Source organism: Methanoregula sp., from assembly GCF_049686655.1.
Lineage (GTDB): Archaea > Halobacteriota > Methanomicrobia > Methanomicrobiales > Methanospirillaceae > Methanoregula.
Genome location: NZ_JBAVIG010000063.1, coordinates 1 through 16,822 on the forward strand (window position 1 = coordinate 1; position 16,822 = coordinate 16,822).

A 16,822-nucleotide genomic window follows, 5' to 3' on the forward strand; every position below is an offset into this window, starting at 1 on the left:
GTCCCAGAAGAACGGTGAGATCGAGCAGCTCCGGCAGAGATCTGAGACGATCGTCCAGCAGAACCCGATGCCGATCCTCCTGGTTGACAAAAGCTTCCACATCCGTGTCGTCAACGAGGCATACATCTCCATGAGCGGTATCAGCCGTAATGACCTCCAGAATATGACCCTCCATGATTTCCGGGTACTTGAACAGTCGGGAGAAGGGCTCAAGAGCGTGATCGGTGACGGGAAGCGTTCGAAAGGCGAAGTGCTCGTCGAGTTTCCCCAAGGGGTCAGGCGACTCCAGCAGTATGGCATCCCAATCCATGATGCTTCCGGTAACGTGGGCAGTATCCTGATCGTCTACAACGATATTACGGAAGACCGGAAAAAGCTGGATGAGATCAACACGCTCGTTGCCAGCCAGGAAGCCGGCCAGAGGGAACTCCAGAAAAAGATGGAAGAAGTGGCAACTCTCAAGCAGCGTTCAGATATCATCGTCAAGCAGAACCCGATGCCGATTATGCTGATGGATACCGGGTTTAAAATCATCATGGCCAATGAGGCTTACCAGGTCCTGACAGGGATTGACAGGAAACGACTCCTTGCCATGAATGCCAAGGATTTCAGGATCATTGAACAGAAAGGCGAGGGCCTGAAAAAAGTGCTCACCGAAAAGAAACGGAGTTTTGGCCAGATAACCATCGAGTTCCCCTCGGGCCGGCGCGTCCTTGAGCAGTATGGCATCCCTATCCTCGATGCCAAGGGAGAACTTACCACAATCCTGTGCGTGTACAACGATATCACCGTCCAGCGCGAGCAGGAAGCGAAGATCGTGGTGATGATGGACGATGCAAAGGCGAATGCGGAACTCCTCACGGTCAGCGCCGCCGACCTCCAGACCGCGATGGCAAAGATATCAGCAGGCGATCTTACGTTCCGGCTCAGCCTTGATGATGCCGATCCTCTCGTCAAGATAAAAATCGACTACAATTCCGCTGCCGGGTCTATCCAGAAGGTCCTGGCCGGCCTCACGGATGCGGTGAAACGACTCGATACCACCATCAATGATACTATCAGGAGCACCGAGGAGATCGCAAAGGCAACGGAGCAGGTAGCTCTCTCCAGCCAGAAATCCACGGACAGTGCCAAGACCCAGATCAACAGCATCCAGAAGATCTCCAACGACGTCACTGAAATATCTGCATCCATAGAGCAGATTGCAAGCACCTCGCACGATGTCATGACTCATGCCGAGAAAGCATCAAAGGAAGGTGCACAGGCTGCGGAGATTGGCAAGCTTGCCACCAGCAAGATGCAGATCGTGGAGACGATATCCAAGCAGAGCGTGGATGAGATCACTGCTCTCAACGACCAGATGCGCCAGATATCAAAGATCGTGAACCTCATTACGGATATTGCCAACCAGACCAACCTGCTGGCCCTGAACGCGGCCATTGAAGCCGCGCGGGCCGGGGAACACGGACGCGGATTTGCTGTCGTCGCCGGAGAGGTAAAGAACCTGGCAGGTGAGTCCAAGAAAGCAAGCAGCCAGATTGAGAGTCTGATTCGCGCTATCCAGGGCAAGAGTGAGCAGACCTCGATTTCCATGCGGAATTCTTTCGAAGAGATCAAGGCCGGTATCGACAGCGTCAACAGGACTGTCGAGTCCCTGAACATGATCATATCTGAAGCAAACATCGTCTCGGCCGGTGTAAGTGAGATTACCAAAGCAACCGAGGACCAGGCAAAGGCGACCGGCCAGCTGATGTCCGGTATCGAATCATTCAGCAAGCTCACAGGAGAAAACCAGCAGCGCATGGAAGACATGGCTGCCCTTGCCGAAGAAACGAGTGCCTCGACCGAGGAGATTGCCAGTGCGTCATCAGAGCTCTCGGCTATGGCAGAGCAGAGCCGGAAGATGATGGAACAGTTCAGGCTCAACTAACTGGAAAACTGGATTAATTCAGGGACAGGATAACGTGAATGGTTATGGATGATTTTGCCGCTCTCAAACGATACATAGAACAGACACTGAAGATCCAGTGCGGGAATTACAAGGAGGATTATATCAAGCGGCGGCTGCTCTCACGGATGCGATCCACCAATACGACAAATTATGAGGATTATCTCAAATATCTCAAGGCCAACGTGCCGGAACTGGAAGTCCTGCGAAAAGCGCTTACCATCAACGTAACGGAGTTCTTCCGTGACGGTGATGTATACGATGTCTTAAAAAAAGAAGTACTGCCGGACCTCTTTAAAAAGCGCAAACGGCTGCGTATCTGGTGTGCGGGTTGCTCAACCGGGGAAGAGCCTTACTCAATTGCCATGATCCTTCATGATTTCATAGGCCAGAACAAGGAACTTTCCGCCCAGATCTATGCTACCGATATCGATAAGATTGTCCTGGCAAAAGCACAGGATGGGATCTATACGCCAAAAGCGATGGTGAAACTCTCAGAATCGCAGATTCACCGTCATTTCACCAAACTCCCTGACGGAAATTACCAGGTGAAACCGCATCTCAAGGAATTGATCCGTTTCCGCCCCCATGACCTGATGGGAGGGGAACCCATAGCAAAATGGCTCGACCTGATCACCTGCCGGAATGTGACGATCTATTTCACGGAAAAACAGAAGGATGATCTGGCCCGGCAGTTCCATACCGCGCTGGTCACCGATGGTTACTATATCATGGGAAAGACCGAATACCTGGGCCGGCAGGTCGAGAACCTGTTTACCCCGAAGCACTCGGTGCAGAAAGTTTTTGTGAAAAAGGAGTAAGTATCCCACACTGCCTGACGTTTCAGCTGTGCTTTTCCCCCTCTCCTTTTACTTCCGCCTCTGTTCCACGCTCGAATCCGCTGGTGAGCTTCCTTTGTAATTCTTTCCTTGCGGCATGTATCTTTATCTGGTTCAGTACCGTGACAAAATTGACACCGATGATGAGAAGGACAAGAAGCAGGCTTACCCAGAGCATCACACCCTGTGCAGAGAGGAATGCCGCCCAGAGCAGGACAACAAAAGAGATGAGATAAAAGACAAGCCATGTCCGAAGCCCGGGTAACTCCATACCCATGCATGTTCTCCGTTCGGATAATAAAACATCCGGCTTACCGTCAGCCGGCAGTCTTCGCGGCTCATGTATGTTCCCGGAACAGACTCCGTCAGAAGGATCCTGTCTTGGAATCAGCGTTTTATAATCGTCACGTTTTTTTAGGTACCCTCCCAGTACTACATGTGGAAACCGGAGATATCCTGACACTGGTGGTTGGAGTAGTAATCGTGATCGTCATTGCTTTCATTGCAAATCCCCACTACCTGTCGGAGCTTAGTTCTCCCGCACCAACACCAACACCAGTCCTTCCGGTTACACTGGAGCCCGTACCCGCCACCATAATACCCGTGGTTACTGCACTTCCGTCCCGGAATGAAACTCCCACCCCCCAACCTACGATTGCTCCCCCGTACCGGATCTTTTATACCGGCAACCCGTTTTTATACCCGACGTTCAAGATGCCTGATAATATGGACACGTTCGGGGCAGGGGATGTGCCGCTCCGGAACCGTGAGATGGTACCCTTTGCATATATTTCTGAAAGTCATGGCGGTCTGACCCAGAAATTCCTTGTCCCTTACCCGATATGGGTCATCAATACGACCGTAATCGCCAACCTTACGCCCCAGTACGGGAATTTCAAAATGGCTCTCTGTTATGCGTCCAACGGCACCGTGATTAACGGCGAGGAGATCTTAAACCGGGGATCCCTGTACCGGGTGATTGAGACGTCAAATACCGATATGTATATGATCATCACCACCGATTACATCGACAGCTATACCATCACCCTGGAGACGCCCCGGGATTATTACGACCAGTATTACAAGCGACCGGCGTAATACGGGAATTTTAAAGATTTTAACGGAAAAGAGCCGGGGGATCCCGGGGCAGTCAGATCTTTTCTACGGTGACCCGGACCTTGTCCCCGGCTTTCAGGGTATGCCCTTTTGGTATATCGATGTTGAACCAGAGGGCATCGGGATTTTCCTGGGTCGGATCCTGTGACATCAGGCAATCCTTGTTATCGTTGATAGTTGCAACAAATTCAATCTCTGCTTCCAGTTCAAGAACTTTTGTCATGATAAAAGAGTGCGGTGACTGGATTTCAGATTGCACGTGGTGTAACCATCCACGTCGTGCTGTTCGAATAGCTCCAGCGGATTATGTCAAGTTCCTTACAGATATCTGCAAGGATTGCCATGTTTGTACCTACTTCTTTGGGTGACAGTCCAAGGTCTTTTGCAATATATTTGGATTTGAAATAATGCTTCCCCTTGGTTATACCGGAGTTGAGATACAAAACGATCTTGTGCTGGGTCTCATTGTACGTCTCCCGTAATTTTTTGGTTGTTGACATGTTGTGCCTCAGCATTAAAAACTCATATAGATCAATTCCTATATATAAATATCTAATCATACTGACAAAAATCCAGTCCTGTTTTTTTCACCAGACCACGATTTCGACCAGAAAGATTATATCTCGTCCGCTGCTTGCCTTATTTTCTCTCTAACCATTTAACGCATATTTCAGACATTTTCCGACAAAAAAATCATAGGAATTACTAAAAAAAGGTTACTGGCCAAGCTGCTGGACCTGGGCATCGGCAATCTTTTGGATAAGAGCCTCAAGCACAACATCGCGCATGCCTTCCACGAACTTTATGCTGCCGACTACAAGATGTCCGCCGCCGCTGATCCCGCCCCCGGGAATCTCGACCCGGAGTTCCCTGACCATCCGCGGGATGTTCATGAGTACGCCCCGGGATCGCAGGACGGCAAAGTCCGGGCCAAACCCGATGGTGACCACGGGTTTTCCCGCATGCTGGCGGCAGAGCCGGTCGTGCACTTCCCCACTTGTCTTGCCCGGGGGAGGGAATGTGAACTTGTGCGCATGGATCTCGACGTCAATCAGGAAGAGATGGGCATCATTGGAGAGCACCCGGGGCACCACGTGGGGCATACAGGCGCTCATCTGGTCCTCGATCATCGTGTTCGCCCCATCCACGAGGAGGGCCACGAGTTTTTTGTGGCGTTCTGTGTTGCCGGTAATATTGAGGATGTCCTTGACGATCTCGCGGCCGTCATTGAACCGGAGCCAGAACTGTTCGTAGTCCAGGGCGAGGGCGATATTCTTGCAGGCCTCTTCCGGGTACTGGTCCCGGACAAGGGCAAGGAAGAGGGCCCGTTCCGGGGCCTCGCTGCGATCGCCGACCCCGGCAACTGCCGGGAGGTGGCGGATGAAGGGCTCGACTTTGGGGTTGATCAGACGGGCGACTTCTGTCCCGAGCATCCCGGCCGTGATCCCGAAATCCCCGCCAACGTGGTAGGGGTTGACATGGGCAAGGAGATATTTGTCGATGGTTGCGTCCGGGTGGTGGTGATCGATGACAATGAACGGGATCTCGTAGACACTGGCGATCTTGTAGGACGGTTCGTCCTCTTCCGTGGAACCGTTATCGGTGAGGATAACGAGCGGCATCTTCTGGCCGTAGCGGATATGGTCCTTGAGCGAGAAATCGAGGTCACGGGTGATGTCCTCGATCTCGTAGAAGGGAGCTTTTGAGGGTGCCCGCTTGAAGAGGAAGTAATCGGCATCGAAGTCCCCGCCCGATTCCCGGATAAGGGAGACTACTGCCTGCTCTATGGCTACCGCAGAACAGATACCGTCGGCATCTGCATGGTGGCGGAGGATAATGGGCTGGGAGGTGAAGACCGCCTTCCGGATCAGCTTTGCGACCTTGCGCATCTCGGGCCGGAGTTTCTCCATCACTTCGCTCTTCACAAGGAGCGGGACTTCTTCCGGTTCTGCCCTCGCGTCCAGCGCTTTCTCAATCCTCACTTTTACGGCACCGGAGTCTTCCCCGGTCAGGACCGTGATCGCATCCACCTCGATCTGGAGCTGGTTGTTGCGCATCATCACTTCGCCGATGACCTTGACGATATTCTCCAGCTCCACTTCCGGGTATGCCCGTACCCCGGCTTCGACAAATGCGGCAGCGTTCTGGGTGCCGGTCTCATCAACAATCGTGAAGATTGTCGGCCCGCTCGTCTGCTTGATCTGGGCAACTTCACCTTCAATTGCCACGGTCTTTCCTACTTTGCCGGACAGGTCAGAAATACGTACCGTTGTGGACTTGCGCTCGATGTTCTGGACCTGGTAGACCTGGATCTGGACCTCTTCGAGGTCAATATTCCCGTTCGGCCGGATCTGGCGGACCCGGACAAGGATTGAATCGCGTTCCTTGTGTTCGGCCTTGATATTGCTCTTGTGCACAAGACCCTTGATCCGGTCATTCACCTGGACAAACATACCGAATGTTGCAAATCCCTGGACCTTTCCCTGGTAGACTTTACCTTCCTCGACATCGGCAAGGTCACAACCGGTGCCAAGCCTGTAGACAAGGACATCATTTTCATCATTATTCTGCATATTTCACACTCACCACACACAGCGAAACGGCATATTGTTGCGATATGATATCGGGTATCGACAACGCCGCACGGATACCGGCATGCTCTGTATGAGTATCAATGGGTGCCTGAATGCTTAATTTACTTGTTATCCGCTAACAGGCGAAGAACCGGGAGCAGGACCCGTGAAAAAGAAGTCCGGGCAGGGCCATTCAGTCACGGAATGGCACTTCAACCATGTCAAGATCGTTCGGTATGAGGATCGTACCGGAGAATTTTTTCCGTGCATCGGACGCGTGGGCCTGGACATCCGTATACCGCGAGCTTGTATGGATGAGCACCAGGGTTTTTGCATTGAGGGCTGCGGCCGCCTCTCCTGCCTGTGTGGCGGTGGCATGGTAGAACTCGGCAGCCCGGGCCGATTCGGAATCGTCATAGGTTGCATCGTGGATCAGGAGATCGGCATTCCGTGCCAAATCCAGGATCGTGGAATATATTGCCCGTGTGTCCCCGGTATATACGATCTTGCGGCCGGGCCGTGGCTCGCCCATCACCTGTTCCGGACGGACCCCGACTGCCGCATCGCCGGTTCCTATGGTTACCGGTTCACCCCTCTGGAGCCTGCCGAAGAGCGGGCCTGCGGGAACGCCAAGAGCGATGGCCTGCTCCCGGTTGAACCGTCCCGGCCTGGGATCCTCTTCGAGAATATAGCCAAGGGACGGGAGCCCGTGGTTTGCGGCAAAAGCCGTGACCGTATAGCCGTCGAACCGCACCCACGAGCCATGCCCGAGTTCCACTGCGTCGAGAGGGAATTTCAGGTTGAACCGGGCCACGTGCCTGAGCGTGTTGACAAACTCGTGCACCCATTCCGGGCCGTAGATGGTCAGGGGCTCTGTCCGGCCATTGAATGACATCGTCTGGACCAGCCCGAAGATACCGAGGAAGTGATCCGCGTGCCAGTGTGAGACGAATATCGCATTGACGGTGAACCCGCAGCGCGAACGCATCATCTGCTGCTGGGCGCCTTCCCCGCAGTCAAAGAGCAGTGTGTCGGAACCCCGCCGGATCATGATACAGGGAGGATTACGGGATGGTGTGGGCAGGGCCCCGGCAGTGCCGAGGAAATAGACGTGCAGGGTCTCACCGCTCATGGAAAATCCACTCCAGAAGATTTTCCAGGTTCGTCCCACGGCAGCTCATGTCTCATGTGAAATATCTCCTGTACACGGCAAGGCTCTTCTTTGCTTCTTCAATTGACCGTCCTTCGATAACAATCCGTTTTCCCGGATAGCGGGAGCTGATCCCGTTTCCTAAGGTTTCCCATGCAATCGTACCATCACCGAGCGGCAGGTGTTCATCCAACATGCCGTGATTGTCGTGGATATGGATGTGGTCAGCTTTGTCGATAAACTTCAGGAATTCCGGGACTTTTCCAATCGTGTTCGCATGGCCGAAATCGAATGTCATGCCGATCCCCCTGATTCCTTCGGTCATGCCGATCAGTTCCTCCGGCTGCCGGCAGAGAAATTCCTTAACGCTGATCATATTTTCGAGACAGGCCAGCACGCCATGTTCTGTAGCACACCTGCCAATTTGCCGGAGTGCCTCTTTCTGGAGTTCCCAGACTTTCTGGGGCAGCATCTTGCCGATGGGTGAAATATATCCCGGGTGGATGGTGACACAGTCGGTGAGCGGGGCTGCGTACTCGATGCAGGAACAGAGCTGGCGGATTGACTCCCGCCAGATCGGGTCGTTGAGGGTGGCAATATTCAGGTCTCCGTATGGGGCGTGGACAGATGCACCGAGACCTGTTGTCTCAAGCATATCCCGGACTTTTCTAAAACAATCCGGGTTTTCCAGCCGGTAATTCCCGTCGCTGACGATCTCCCATCCAGCATAACCTGCCTCTTCAATCCCGTAGACCCAGGTGATATCGTCCCAGACCTTGGCTGAAGAGGAAAAATAGAGTGCGGCTGTCAAGGGGGTCCCCCAAGTTCGCAGAGAAGGTTCCTGACCCGTTCGGAGAATTCCGGCAGACTGCCCTTGTTCTCAAGGTGAAGATCTGCCACTTTCAGGGCATTGCCGAGTCCCCAGCTCAGTTCGCGGGTGTCCCGGGTGCGGAGTTCTTCAGCCGTGGTGAAATCATCCGACCGGGCCCTCGCCGCTATTCGCGCGAGCCGGTCTTCGAACGAGGATTCGATACTGATGAGAGTAAACCCGGGGAAATGTTTCCGGAAGAGAGCCACTTCTGTGTCGCCCCGGATCCCGTCGACTAAGATAAGGGGTGCGTCCTGGCGCTGGATCTCCGGTACGCAGAGCTGGGCGATCGCATCCATTCCCCGTTCTGCCCGGAGCCGGTTGGCCGTGGCACCGAAATTTTTGTCATCCGGTTCAAGCCCTGCCTCCTGTACGGCCCTGCGGATCATGTCGCCCATGACTATGACCGGTACGCCCATGCCGGATGCAATACTGGAAAATTCACCTTTGCCGCTTGCGGGCATCCCGACAACGCCAATCACTTTCATAGGTTATCTCTCCTGCCTCCCGTGTCCGGATCCGTACGGTCCTGCCGAGTTCGTCAGCGATCTTCTTGATCTCCGCAAGTGTCAGCGGGGGGTGCAGTTCCTGGAGACTTCTTCTCTTACTGATATATTCCCCATGACTGATATCAGATGCTGTTGCCTGCAGGTTCCCGATCTTGTGCTCTCCCTGCTGGAGGACAAGGGGAATAGTCCCGATCTGGGCAGCGATCTCCTTAATATACTCTTCATTTTCGTAAAATACCGTTATCACGATCTCGAATTCCCTGATCACTTGTTCCCGCAGGGCTTTTTTGCAGATGGCAATGGATTTTTTTATATTTTTCTGGTAGTTATCCCGGGGTACCGGGGCATGGTCGCCCGGCATTGATGAAAATCCTTCCCACCGTGTTTTGTAGTCTATGGCTATCCTGTCCGCCAGGCTTTCGGCAATAAGTGCCTCGAGCGTTGCCGGGAACTGGCCGTTGGTCTGGATGCCTACGGCGAGATGTTGCTTTTTTGCAAACCTCGCAAGTGCCAGGAGCGCCTCCTTCTGCAGGGTTGGTTCCCCCCCGGAAAAAACCACCCCGCTGATGAACGGGGAGGAGGTCATAATCATATCTGTGATCGCTTCAATATCCCGGAGATCGCTGCCTGTCTGGATTGCCTCGTTCTGGCAGTAGGAGCAGCGCAGGGGGCATCCCCGGAAAAAGACGGTACAGGCAGACCTGCCCCGCCAGTCTACGGTCGAGAGGGAGACAAAGCCACCGAAATTCAGCTGGATATGATCACCGTGCCGGATTATTTTATTCCCGGGGTTATTTGAGTGTATTGCGCCAAGTATCCCCTTTATCCGGGGCCCGGCAGCTCCCGCAGCGGATGATGCCGTGTTCAGTAATGATCAGGTCCATACTGACATCATTTTCATCCACGGGGATCTCTGCTGCTTCGAGGCATGAGAACGCGAGCCCGATTTTCAGCAGGTGGGGATTGGCCGACAGGAACCGGTCATAGTAGCCGGACCCGTACCCGAGACGATGGCCCCGTTGATCGAACCCGAGCATGGGGACGATTACTGCTTTGACCGCCCGCGGATCAACCGGTTGTTCCCGTCCGATCGGTTCAGGGACGCCGAATGTGCTCTCGATAAGGTCAGAGGTTTGGGTAAGATAGGTGAGTCGCAGTGTCTTTGTCTCTTTCTCAATGATCGGGACCACGATCTTCCGCTTACCGGATAACAGCTGTTCGATAAGCGGGTGCGTGTCCACTTCGAGAGGTTTTGAGACATAGACCATGAGCTGGCCCGTGCCGTCAAGGATGCCCATCAGGTGTTCACGGATGCTGTTGCTCGCTGCCGAAATTTCCTCCGGTGAAAGAGCTGCACGTTTATTGCGGGCTGTGTCCCGCATGCTGCGCTTGGTAGACGGGAGATCTGTTTCCTGCATGGTAGTAGGTACAGATAATTGACCGTCTTCTGCCATAATCGTTGAGATGGCGTGCCCTGGAAATTAAAAAAAGTGCGTGGCTGTGGTGGTGATCAGAATTTGAAATGCCGGTTGACGATCTTGATGGCGCAGTAATCACCGCACATCGTGCATCCGTCGGTATCGGCCGGCATCCGCTCTGCCCGTATTGCCTTTGCCCGGGCGGGGTTCATGGCAACGGCAAACTGGCGGTCCCAGTCGAGGTCGCGGCGGGCGTGCCCCATCTCGAGGTCGAGGTCCCGGGTCTTCTTCAGCTTGATCATGTCGCCTACATGGGCAGCGATCCGTGAGCTCATGACCCCCTCGTATACTTCTTCAGGGGTTGGAAGGGCGAGGTGTTCCGCGGGTGTCACGTAACAGATGAAGTCCGCACCGAGCGAGGAGGAGATGGCGGCGCCGATCGCTGCCACGCGGTCATCGTAACCCGGTGCGATATCGGTGACAATGGGGCCCAGCATATAGAACGGCTTGTTATTGGTGACCCGCTTCATGAGCTGGACGTTGGTTGCGATCTCATCGATCGGCACATGGCCCGGACCTTCGACAATCACCTGCACTCCCTGTGCATGTGCCTTGTCCGCGAGTTCCGCATTGATGAGCAGTTCCTGGATGCCAGCCCGGTCGGTCGCATCGTGAATTGCACCTGCCCGCATACCATTACCCATCGAGAGGGTGACCTCATGCTCTTTCATGATCTCAAGGAGGTAATCGAACTCGCTGTAAAGGGGGTTCTCTTTCTCGTTGTGGAGCATCCATGCGGTCATGAATGCACCGCCCCGGGAGACAAGCCCCGCATGACGGCCCTGGTTTCTCAGGCGCTTGACGGTCTCGAAGTTGATGCCGGTGTGGATTGCCATGAAGTTGGTACCGAGTTTTGCCTGCTCTGCGGTGATACGGAAGAGGTCATCCTCTTTCATGTTCACGACAGCGCCGTCCTTCTGTGCCGCTTCAATAAATGCCTGGTAGAGCGGCACGCAGCCGACCGAGAGGCTGGTGTTGGCGACGACCTGCCTGCGGATCTCCTGGAAGTCTCCGCCTGTGGAGAGCTCCATGAGGGTGTCGGCGCCGGCCAGTTCTGCCTGCCGTGCCTTTTCGATCTCTTCAGGAATATTGACGATATCTGTTGACGTGCCGATCGATGCATTGACCTTCGTGCGAAGGCCTGCACCGATACCACAGATCTTTACTTTCCTGTACGGGGAGACCGGGATAACGATATGTCCTTCGGCAACGCTGCGCCGGACGAAGTCTTCGGTGACTCCTTCCTGCTTTGCCACCAGTTTCATCTCTTCCGTGACGATGCCACTCCTGGCATCTGTGATAATACTCATACCATAATGGTTGTGGTAAAGACCAGATAAAGGCTCGGTTTTTCAATTCTGGACTAAATCTGGCTTGTTAACTCCACAAGTAAAGTTGATTTGGAATAACGCAGTTTTTTTTGTGTTTTGGTTGGACCAGGATCTTTCCTGTGGTTCGACTGGGGATTCATTGAGAATCCGGTGAAGAGAAGGCTGGATGCACCAAGGGAATTCATGAGTTTGCCGCAGGAATGCATGAGGATAATGTACCTTGGATCTTCTGGCCAAACGGTACCATCAGTTGTGGTCAGGATTTCGCAAGAAAATTGGCTTCATCAGGATTAACTACTGGGGGCTGATGCCCCCATACCCCCAACGTGATAACTGCCGCCGCCCCGAAGGGCGCCCCGCGGAGGCCTGTTACCTTACAATCTTTAAACCCGGTAATCTGCCCCGCCGTGCCTCTGAGAGCTCCTGAGGCGGGCCCCGTTGGCGCGGCAGAATTTGCCGCAGGTATGCAGATTTAACACAACTACGTCAGACCACACGAAGCATTATACGGAAAGACCCTGGCGGAAGCGTGCGGGATTGTGGTTGAGGGTGAGAACAAGTGGATGACATTGATCCAGAATGCGAGCCAGACAGTGAAGGCAAAATAAAATGAAAATATATAATAAATAATAAAATCTTATGTAATTTGGTGACTTCTTGAAAATAATAAGTCTTTTAATGATACTTGTTTTTACCGTGGTTATTACTGGTTGCGTAGCGTGTGCATCTGGACCCGGGTGGATGGGAGGAAGTCTGGAGAACATGAACAGTAGTGAATCTATCTATCTCTCAAATTCTGATGACACTCATTCGGGAACATTTTCTGTTGATACAAGTGATTCTACGAATGGTTCAGTTTTTTTCGGATCACCAGAACAAATTGTTCGAGGAAACTACGTTTGGGAAAGCAATGATACTATAATATTAACTACAGACGATGGAAATCGTTATGCTTTTTTAATGGCAGATAGTCAATATTATATTTTCACTCTTAATTCGGGATTTGAAAATTCAACACAAACTGTTAATCAGTTCAAATATTCTTGGGTTGGAAGAAAATGTTAATTTATTCCACCCGCATTTAAAAAAATATCATCATCAACTTTATTTTTAATGTAAAGCGTACTACAAAACTACCGACTCGCGGAAACCTATCCCACGACAGTTAACACTCTTTCTTACCCCTCACCAAGTTAACAGAACCAAATTAAGAATATTCATTATACCAGAGGGAAAATATTCACTCTCGATAACCATTGAGAAAGATCCGGCTGGATATCCCGGATGCAGTGTGATACCATGTGGACGCTCGACATCAGGACCCTTTTTCTGACCCTCTTTCTCGTCAACGTAGTCCTCACGCTGATGCTCTTTACCTTCTGGAGGTCCCAGAAGACCCATGACGGGTTCAGGACATGGATGCTTTCCCTGCTGGTCACGTCCTGCGGGTATTTTCTGTACGTGATCGGTGGATCCCTGCCTGTCCTGCTCTCCTCAACGGTGGCAGATCTTTTAATCGTGCTGTCGGTCATGATGCGGCTCGACAGTACCGGGAAATATTTCCGGGCAAGGGCGCTCCCCGGGATCGTGTACTGCATCCTGATACCAGCCGCTCTCCTGTTAATCTGGTTTACGTTCCGTATCGATTCACAAATCATGCGTGGCGTGATTATCGGGGTGCTCATTGTCCCCAGCTTTGTTGCGACCTCCCTTATCGCCATACGGTTCAGGGAACCGGAAACCCGGTCGGTCAGGTACAGCTTTGCTGCGGCCCTCCTTGTCACGGCACTCCTCTGGACCACGATAACCGTTCATGCGATCGTCACCCCCGGGGACCACTCGCTTGGGGGCCCGGACCCCATAAACCCGATCTTCTTTATCGTCACTATCCTCATGGATATCGTTTCCACGGGTTCCTTCCTGATGCTCAATATGGCCCGGTCCAATATCGAGCTCCGGAATAGCGAGGAGCTGTACCGGAACCTTGCGGACAACCTCCCGGATTATATTCTCGTCCATGACAGGGAGTCCATCCTTTACGCCAACCCGGCAGCGACCCTGCTCAGGGGGCTCTCGCGGGAGACCCTTGCCGGGCAATCCCTCTATTCGCTCTTGACCCCTGCAAGTGCCGGGGCCTTCCGGGCGTTTATCAAAACAACCCGGAACGAAGCTACCCCGGCTCCATCGCGGGAGATTGATATCCAGCTCCGGGACGGCACAATCCGGCACTGCATGATCAAGACCGTGCGGATTGAATACAAGGGGATTCCGGCATTCTTATCCGTGATCACCGATATCACCGGGCGGAAGGCCGCAGAGGATACGCTCTCCCGGGTAAATAAAAAACTCACGATCCTCTCATCGATAACCCGGCACGATATCAAGAACCAGCTCATGGCCCTCTCGGGATATCTCGAGCTTTCGAAAGAAGAACTCGATTCCAATCCCGCCGCATCAGAGTATCTCAAAACCGAAGTGAGGATTGTTGAAATAATGGGGCACCAGATAGATTTCACGAAAGCCTACGAGGATATGGGAACCACAGCTCCTGTCTGGCAGAATGTCAATGTAAGTGTCAGGCAGGCAGTTGCCATCCTGCCCATGCGGGATATCCGGGTGGAGGTTGACCGGGCGGACCTCTCGGTTTATGCCGATCCCATGTTCGGGAAGGTCTTCTACAACCTGATCGACAATGCCCTGAAATATGGCGGTGAGGCAATGACGGAGATCCACTTCTCCTGCCATGAGACCGATAGGGAGCTCGTCCTTATCTGCGAGGACGATGGGGCCGGGATCGCGATCGGGGATAAAAAGAACCTGTTCGGGCAGGGCTTCGGGAAAAATACCGGCCTTGGCCTTTTCCTCTCCCGGGAGATCCTCGCAATTACCGGAATCACCATTGCGGAGACCGGAGAGCCGGGAAAAGGGGCACGTTTCGGGATGGTTGTGCCGGGGGGGGCGTTCCGGTTCACTGATGAGAAGATAATCCCTGCATAGTCCGAAGAATCGGGTGAAACGAAATTCGAGGAGGAGAAGATTTCATCAGCTATTGAGACAATCAACTCTGAATTTTTCTCATGGATGACGTTTTATTGATAAAATTGAAAAAACGATTATGTTTTCTTTAAAAAATATGGCTCTGGAGAAAACCTACATTCTCCGGAGTAAACAACTACCCACAAAAGCTGAGGTACAGTGCTGATTTTTTTTATTTTATCACAGTTGGCAATGAATTTGTTTACATAAACGAAAAAAATCAAGAAGAAATATTTAAATATTAATTTGTTGTTTTTTTCATATGATTGACATAATTCTCGCTAAAGTTAAAGGTTTTATCCTGAATCCGGTCGCGATGTTCCAGGCATCAGGTGATGATGCAACAGGTACTGTCTTTTCTTATCTCGGTGCGCTAGTATTTTTTAATGCCGTCCTGAGCGCTTTTATTGCCGCTATAACATTTAACGCTATAAGAGCGTTGGGCTTTGGAATGTGGATACCGGTCATGGTTTTTATTGGAGTTTTTGCCAGAGGGATCATTTTTACGATTATCGCCGGCGCGTGGATTCATCTCTGGGTCTATATTCTTGGCGGTCGCAACGGTACCATGCGGACCATGAAAGGTTTCGTGTACGGTATGACTCCATCCCTGCTCCTTGGATGGATCCCTGTGATTGGCCCACTCTTCGCGATATGGTCGTTCATTCTCAATATACTTGGTATACGTGAGCTTGCCGGATTCAGTACGGGTAAAGCAGCACTCGTTATGATCATCGCAATTCTCATACCAGTGATCATCGCGTTTGTATTCTATTTCCTGCCCCTCATGAGCTCTTCACACGTAGAACCCCAGAACATAATGGCTATTCCCGCTTTTTCGGCTGTGATACCCAGGCTACAATGAGATATTTTTCGGCTCTGTAAAATTCCTCTTTTTCATTTGAAAAAAACAGCAGTTCTACAGAGCCCCCAATATCATAAAATTTTACTTAACATCGGGTGTTGGTTTTATCCCGGTTTTTATTTTTTTGAAATTGTTGGACTTTTTTAATCCAGGGCCGCATGCCAGGGAAACTTTCGTCATATAGCAGGGTTGGGGGTAGTCTGCTTTACGATCATTTTAAGATTATTTTCGATATAAAGCCTGAAGATTTGTGGCCCTCTGAAAAATAAATTATAACGTTCTGCCACGGGGTGAGGGTCGGTAGACCCCGAACACCCGTGGGGCCATCGCAAATACAAAGCAGCCCCACACTATACTCGGTCTCACTATGTGTTCGGATTATTGCTTTAAATTCCGATTTAATTAATTCCCGGGCCTGCCCCGGCCTCACCCGAGCAGCAGCTTCCGGAGCTGCACGAACTCCTCAACCGAGTACTGCCCTTCTGCGGTCGGTTCCCCGGTATGGCAGTACACGAACTCAGAGCCGAAGACCGGCAGGATCGCCCGGGCATACCGGAACTGCGAGCCCATGACCCCGGTGATGATCGGCTTGTTTGCGGCCTGCGTAAACGTGATCAGCTCGACAAGGTCGGCATCGTTTGCGGGGGTGATGATGATCTTCGGGATATCGCCAAACGCCCGGAGCTCGCGCTCCATCACGAAGAGAATGTAGAGGGGCACCATCTGGCCGGAATGGTGGGAGGCAATGATCTTCCGGCCTGCCTCATGGATCTCCCGGGCATGGCAGGCGAACTGCTGCTCGATATCGATATAATCCGCGTGCGGGATGACCTGCCGGATCTTCTCTATCCACGCATCCTTGTCCCCGAAGAACTGCCCGCCTTCCATCCCGGAACGGAGCGTGGCAATGACCGGGAGCGTGCACTCTTTCCTGACTTTCCGGATGATCTTCACCGGGTCCCCGTCCATCAGGTCGAAACGGAGCTCCACGAGGTCGGCACCCTGGGCCCCTGCTTTCGCTGCATGGGAGGGATCGGTCAGCGCAGCAACAATCTTCATTACAGGAGGTACGCCGTTGGTTCACAAAAAGATACGCAAAGAACCGGGGC

The 16,822-nt window shown here is 52.5% G+C and carries 17 protein-coding genes; 6 read left to right on the forward strand and 11 right to left on the reverse strand.

The features are described 5' to 3' along the window. A partial coding sequence (locus tag WBL42_RS08290; protein ID WP_424720808.1) for a methyl-accepting chemotaxis protein occupies positions 1-1,930 on the forward strand: 1,930 nt, incomplete at its 5' end. Positions 1,931-1,974: 44 nt separating this feature from the next. After that, entirely contained in the window at positions 1,975-2,769 is a 795-nt protein-coding gene (locus WBL42_RS08295) for a CheR family methyltransferase (RefSeq protein ID WP_424720834.1), read from the forward strand. 22 nt (positions 2,770-2,791) lie between these two features. Here the strand turns inward: WBL42_RS08295 and WBL42_RS08300 are convergent, their stop codons facing one another. Beyond that, entirely contained in the window at positions 2,792-3,064 is a 273-nt protein-coding gene (locus WBL42_RS08300) for a hypothetical protein (protein ID WP_424720809.1), read from the reverse strand. Between the two features lie 161 nt (positions 3,065-3,225). Between WBL42_RS08300 and WBL42_RS08305 the strand changes: the two genes are divergently transcribed. After that, positions 3,226-3,885 carry a hypothetical protein gene (locus tag WBL42_RS08305; RefSeq protein WP_424720810.1) on the forward strand — a complete coding sequence of 220 codons (660 nt, stop codon included), beginning with the start codon at positions 3,226-3,228 and terminating at the stop codon, positions 3,883-3,885. Between the two features lie 52 nt (positions 3,886-3,937). On the opposite strand, the gene WBL42_RS08310 is transcribed toward WBL42_RS08305, so the two are convergent. From WBL42_RS08310 to thiC, 9 genes are all read right to left on the reverse strand, one after another. Continuing rightward, complete coding sequence (locus WBL42_RS08310; RefSeq protein ID WP_424720811.1) at positions 3,938-4,126, reverse strand: hypothetical protein; 189 nt, start codon at positions 4,124-4,126, stop codon at positions 3,938-3,940. A 25-nt stretch (positions 4,127-4,151) separates the two neighbouring features. Continuing rightward, positions 4,152-4,403 carry a DUF7123 family protein gene (locus WBL42_RS08315; RefSeq protein WP_424026525.1) on the reverse strand — a complete coding sequence of 84 codons (252 nt, stop codon included), beginning with the start codon at positions 4,401-4,403 and terminating at the stop codon, positions 4,152-4,154. 216 nt (positions 4,404-4,619) lie between these two features. After that, positions 4,620-6,476, reverse strand: coding sequence for a DHH family phosphoesterase (locus tag WBL42_RS08320; protein WP_424720812.1), 1,857 nt, complete (start codon positions 6,474-6,476; stop codon positions 4,620-4,622). 193 nt (positions 6,477-6,669) lie between these two features. Further along, positions 6,670-7,608, reverse strand: coding sequence for a ribonuclease Z (gene rnz, locus WBL42_RS08325; RefSeq protein WP_424720813.1), 939 nt, complete (start codon positions 7,606-7,608; stop codon positions 6,670-6,672). A gap of 52 nt (positions 7,609-7,660) precedes the next feature. Then, complete coding sequence (locus WBL42_RS08330) at positions 7,661-8,437, reverse strand: sugar phosphate isomerase/epimerase family protein (RefSeq protein ID WP_424720814.1); 777 nt, start codon at positions 8,435-8,437, stop codon at positions 7,661-7,663. Next, positions 8,434-8,982 carry an AAA family ATPase gene (locus tag WBL42_RS08335; RefSeq protein ID WP_424720815.1) on the reverse strand — a complete coding sequence of 183 codons (549 nt, stop codon included), beginning with the start codon at positions 8,980-8,982 and terminating at the stop codon, positions 8,434-8,436. The genes WBL42_RS08330 and WBL42_RS08335 overlap by 4 nt, the downstream gene beginning before the upstream one ends. Further along, a complete protein-coding gene (locus WBL42_RS08340) occupies positions 8,936-9,808 on the reverse strand; it encodes an anaerobic ribonucleoside-triphosphate reductase activating protein (RefSeq protein ID WP_424720835.1) in 873 nt (290 codons plus the stop codon). Before WBL42_RS08340 ends, WBL42_RS08335 begins: the two co-directional genes overlap by 47 nt. After that, positions 9,795-10,457, reverse strand: coding sequence for a 5-formyltetrahydrofolate cyclo-ligase (locus tag WBL42_RS08345; RefSeq protein ID WP_424720816.1), 663 nt, complete (start codon positions 10,455-10,457; stop codon positions 9,795-9,797). The genes WBL42_RS08340 and WBL42_RS08345 overlap by 14 nt, the downstream gene beginning before the upstream one ends. 56 nt (positions 10,458-10,513) lie before the next feature. Next, complete coding sequence (gene thiC, locus WBL42_RS08350) at positions 10,514-11,791, reverse strand: phosphomethylpyrimidine synthase ThiC (protein WP_424720817.1); 1,278 nt, start codon at positions 11,789-11,791, stop codon at positions 10,514-10,516. A gap of 783 nt (positions 11,792-12,574) precedes the next feature. On the opposite strand from thiC, the gene WBL42_RS08355 reads away from it, so the two are divergent. The 3 genes from WBL42_RS08355 (at position 12,575) to WBL42_RS08365 (ending at position 15,713) form a co-directional block, all read left to right on the forward strand. Further along, a complete protein-coding gene (locus WBL42_RS08355) occupies positions 12,575-12,877 on the forward strand; it encodes a hypothetical protein (protein WP_424720818.1) in 303 nt (100 codons plus the stop codon). Positions 12,878-13,096: 219 nt separating this feature from the next. Next, positions 13,097-14,809 carry a PAS domain S-box protein gene (locus tag WBL42_RS08360; protein ID WP_424720819.1) on the forward strand — a complete coding sequence of 571 codons (1,713 nt, stop codon included), beginning with the start codon at positions 13,097-13,099 and terminating at the stop codon, positions 14,807-14,809. Positions 14,810-15,110: 301 nt separating this feature from the next. After that, a complete protein-coding gene (locus tag WBL42_RS08365; RefSeq protein WP_424720820.1) occupies positions 15,111-15,713 on the forward strand; it encodes a YIP1 family protein in 603 nt (200 codons plus the stop codon). 426 nt (positions 15,714-16,139) lie between these two features. Here the strand turns inward: WBL42_RS08365 and WBL42_RS08370 are convergent, their stop codons facing one another. Further along, a complete protein-coding gene (locus WBL42_RS08370; protein ID WP_424720821.1) occupies positions 16,140-16,772 on the reverse strand; it encodes a type I 3-dehydroquinate dehydratase in 633 nt (210 codons plus the stop codon). Positions 16,773-16,822 lie beyond the last annotated feature (50 nt).

Coding starts and splice junctions, on each gene's coding strand:
- WBL42_RS08365 (WP_424720820.1), top strand. CDS start 15,111: ATGATTGACATAATTCTCGCTAAAGTTAAAGGTTTTATCCTGAATCCG.
- WBL42_RS08355 (WP_424720818.1), top strand. CDS start 12,575: ATGAACAGTAGTGAATCTATCTATCTCTCAAATTCTGATGACACTCAT.
- WBL42_RS08320 (WP_424720812.1), bottom strand. CDS start 6,476: ATGCAGAATAATGATGAAAATGATGTCCTTGTCTACAGGCTTGGCACC.
- WBL42_RS08360 (WP_424720819.1), top strand. CDS start 13,097: ATGCAGTGTGATACCATGTGGACGCTCGACATCAGGACCCTTTTTCTG.
- WBL42_RS08315 (WP_424026525.1), bottom strand. CDS start 4,403: ATGTCAACAACCAAAAAATTACGGGAGACGTACAATGAGACCCAGCAC.
- WBL42_RS08345 (WP_424720816.1), bottom strand. CDS start 10,457: ATGGCAGAAGACGGTCAATTATCTGTACCTACTACCATGCAGGAAACA.
- WBL42_RS08295 (WP_424720834.1), top strand. CDS start 1,975: ATGGATGATTTTGCCGCTCTCAAACGATACATAGAACAGACACTGAAG.
- WBL42_RS08300 (WP_424720809.1), bottom strand. CDS start 3,064: ATGGGTATGGAGTTACCCGGGCTTCGGACATGGCTTGTCTTTTATCTC.
- thiC (WP_424720817.1), bottom strand. CDS start 11,791: ATGAGTATTATCACAGATGCCAGGAGTGGCATCGTCACGGAAGAGATG.
- rnz (WP_424720813.1), bottom strand. CDS start 7,608: ATGAGCGGTGAGACCCTGCACGTCTATTTCCTCGGCACTGCCGGGGCC.
- WBL42_RS08335 (WP_424720815.1), bottom strand. CDS start 8,982: ATGAAAGTGATTGGCGTTGTCGGGATGCCCGCAAGCGGCAAAGGTGAA.
- WBL42_RS08370 (WP_424720821.1), bottom strand. CDS start 16,772: ATGAAGATTGTTGCTGCGCTGACCGATCCCTCCCATGCAGCGAAAGCA.
- WBL42_RS08310 (WP_424720811.1), bottom strand. CDS start 4,126: ATGACAAAAGTTCTTGAACTGGAAGCAGAGATTGAATTTGTTGCAACT.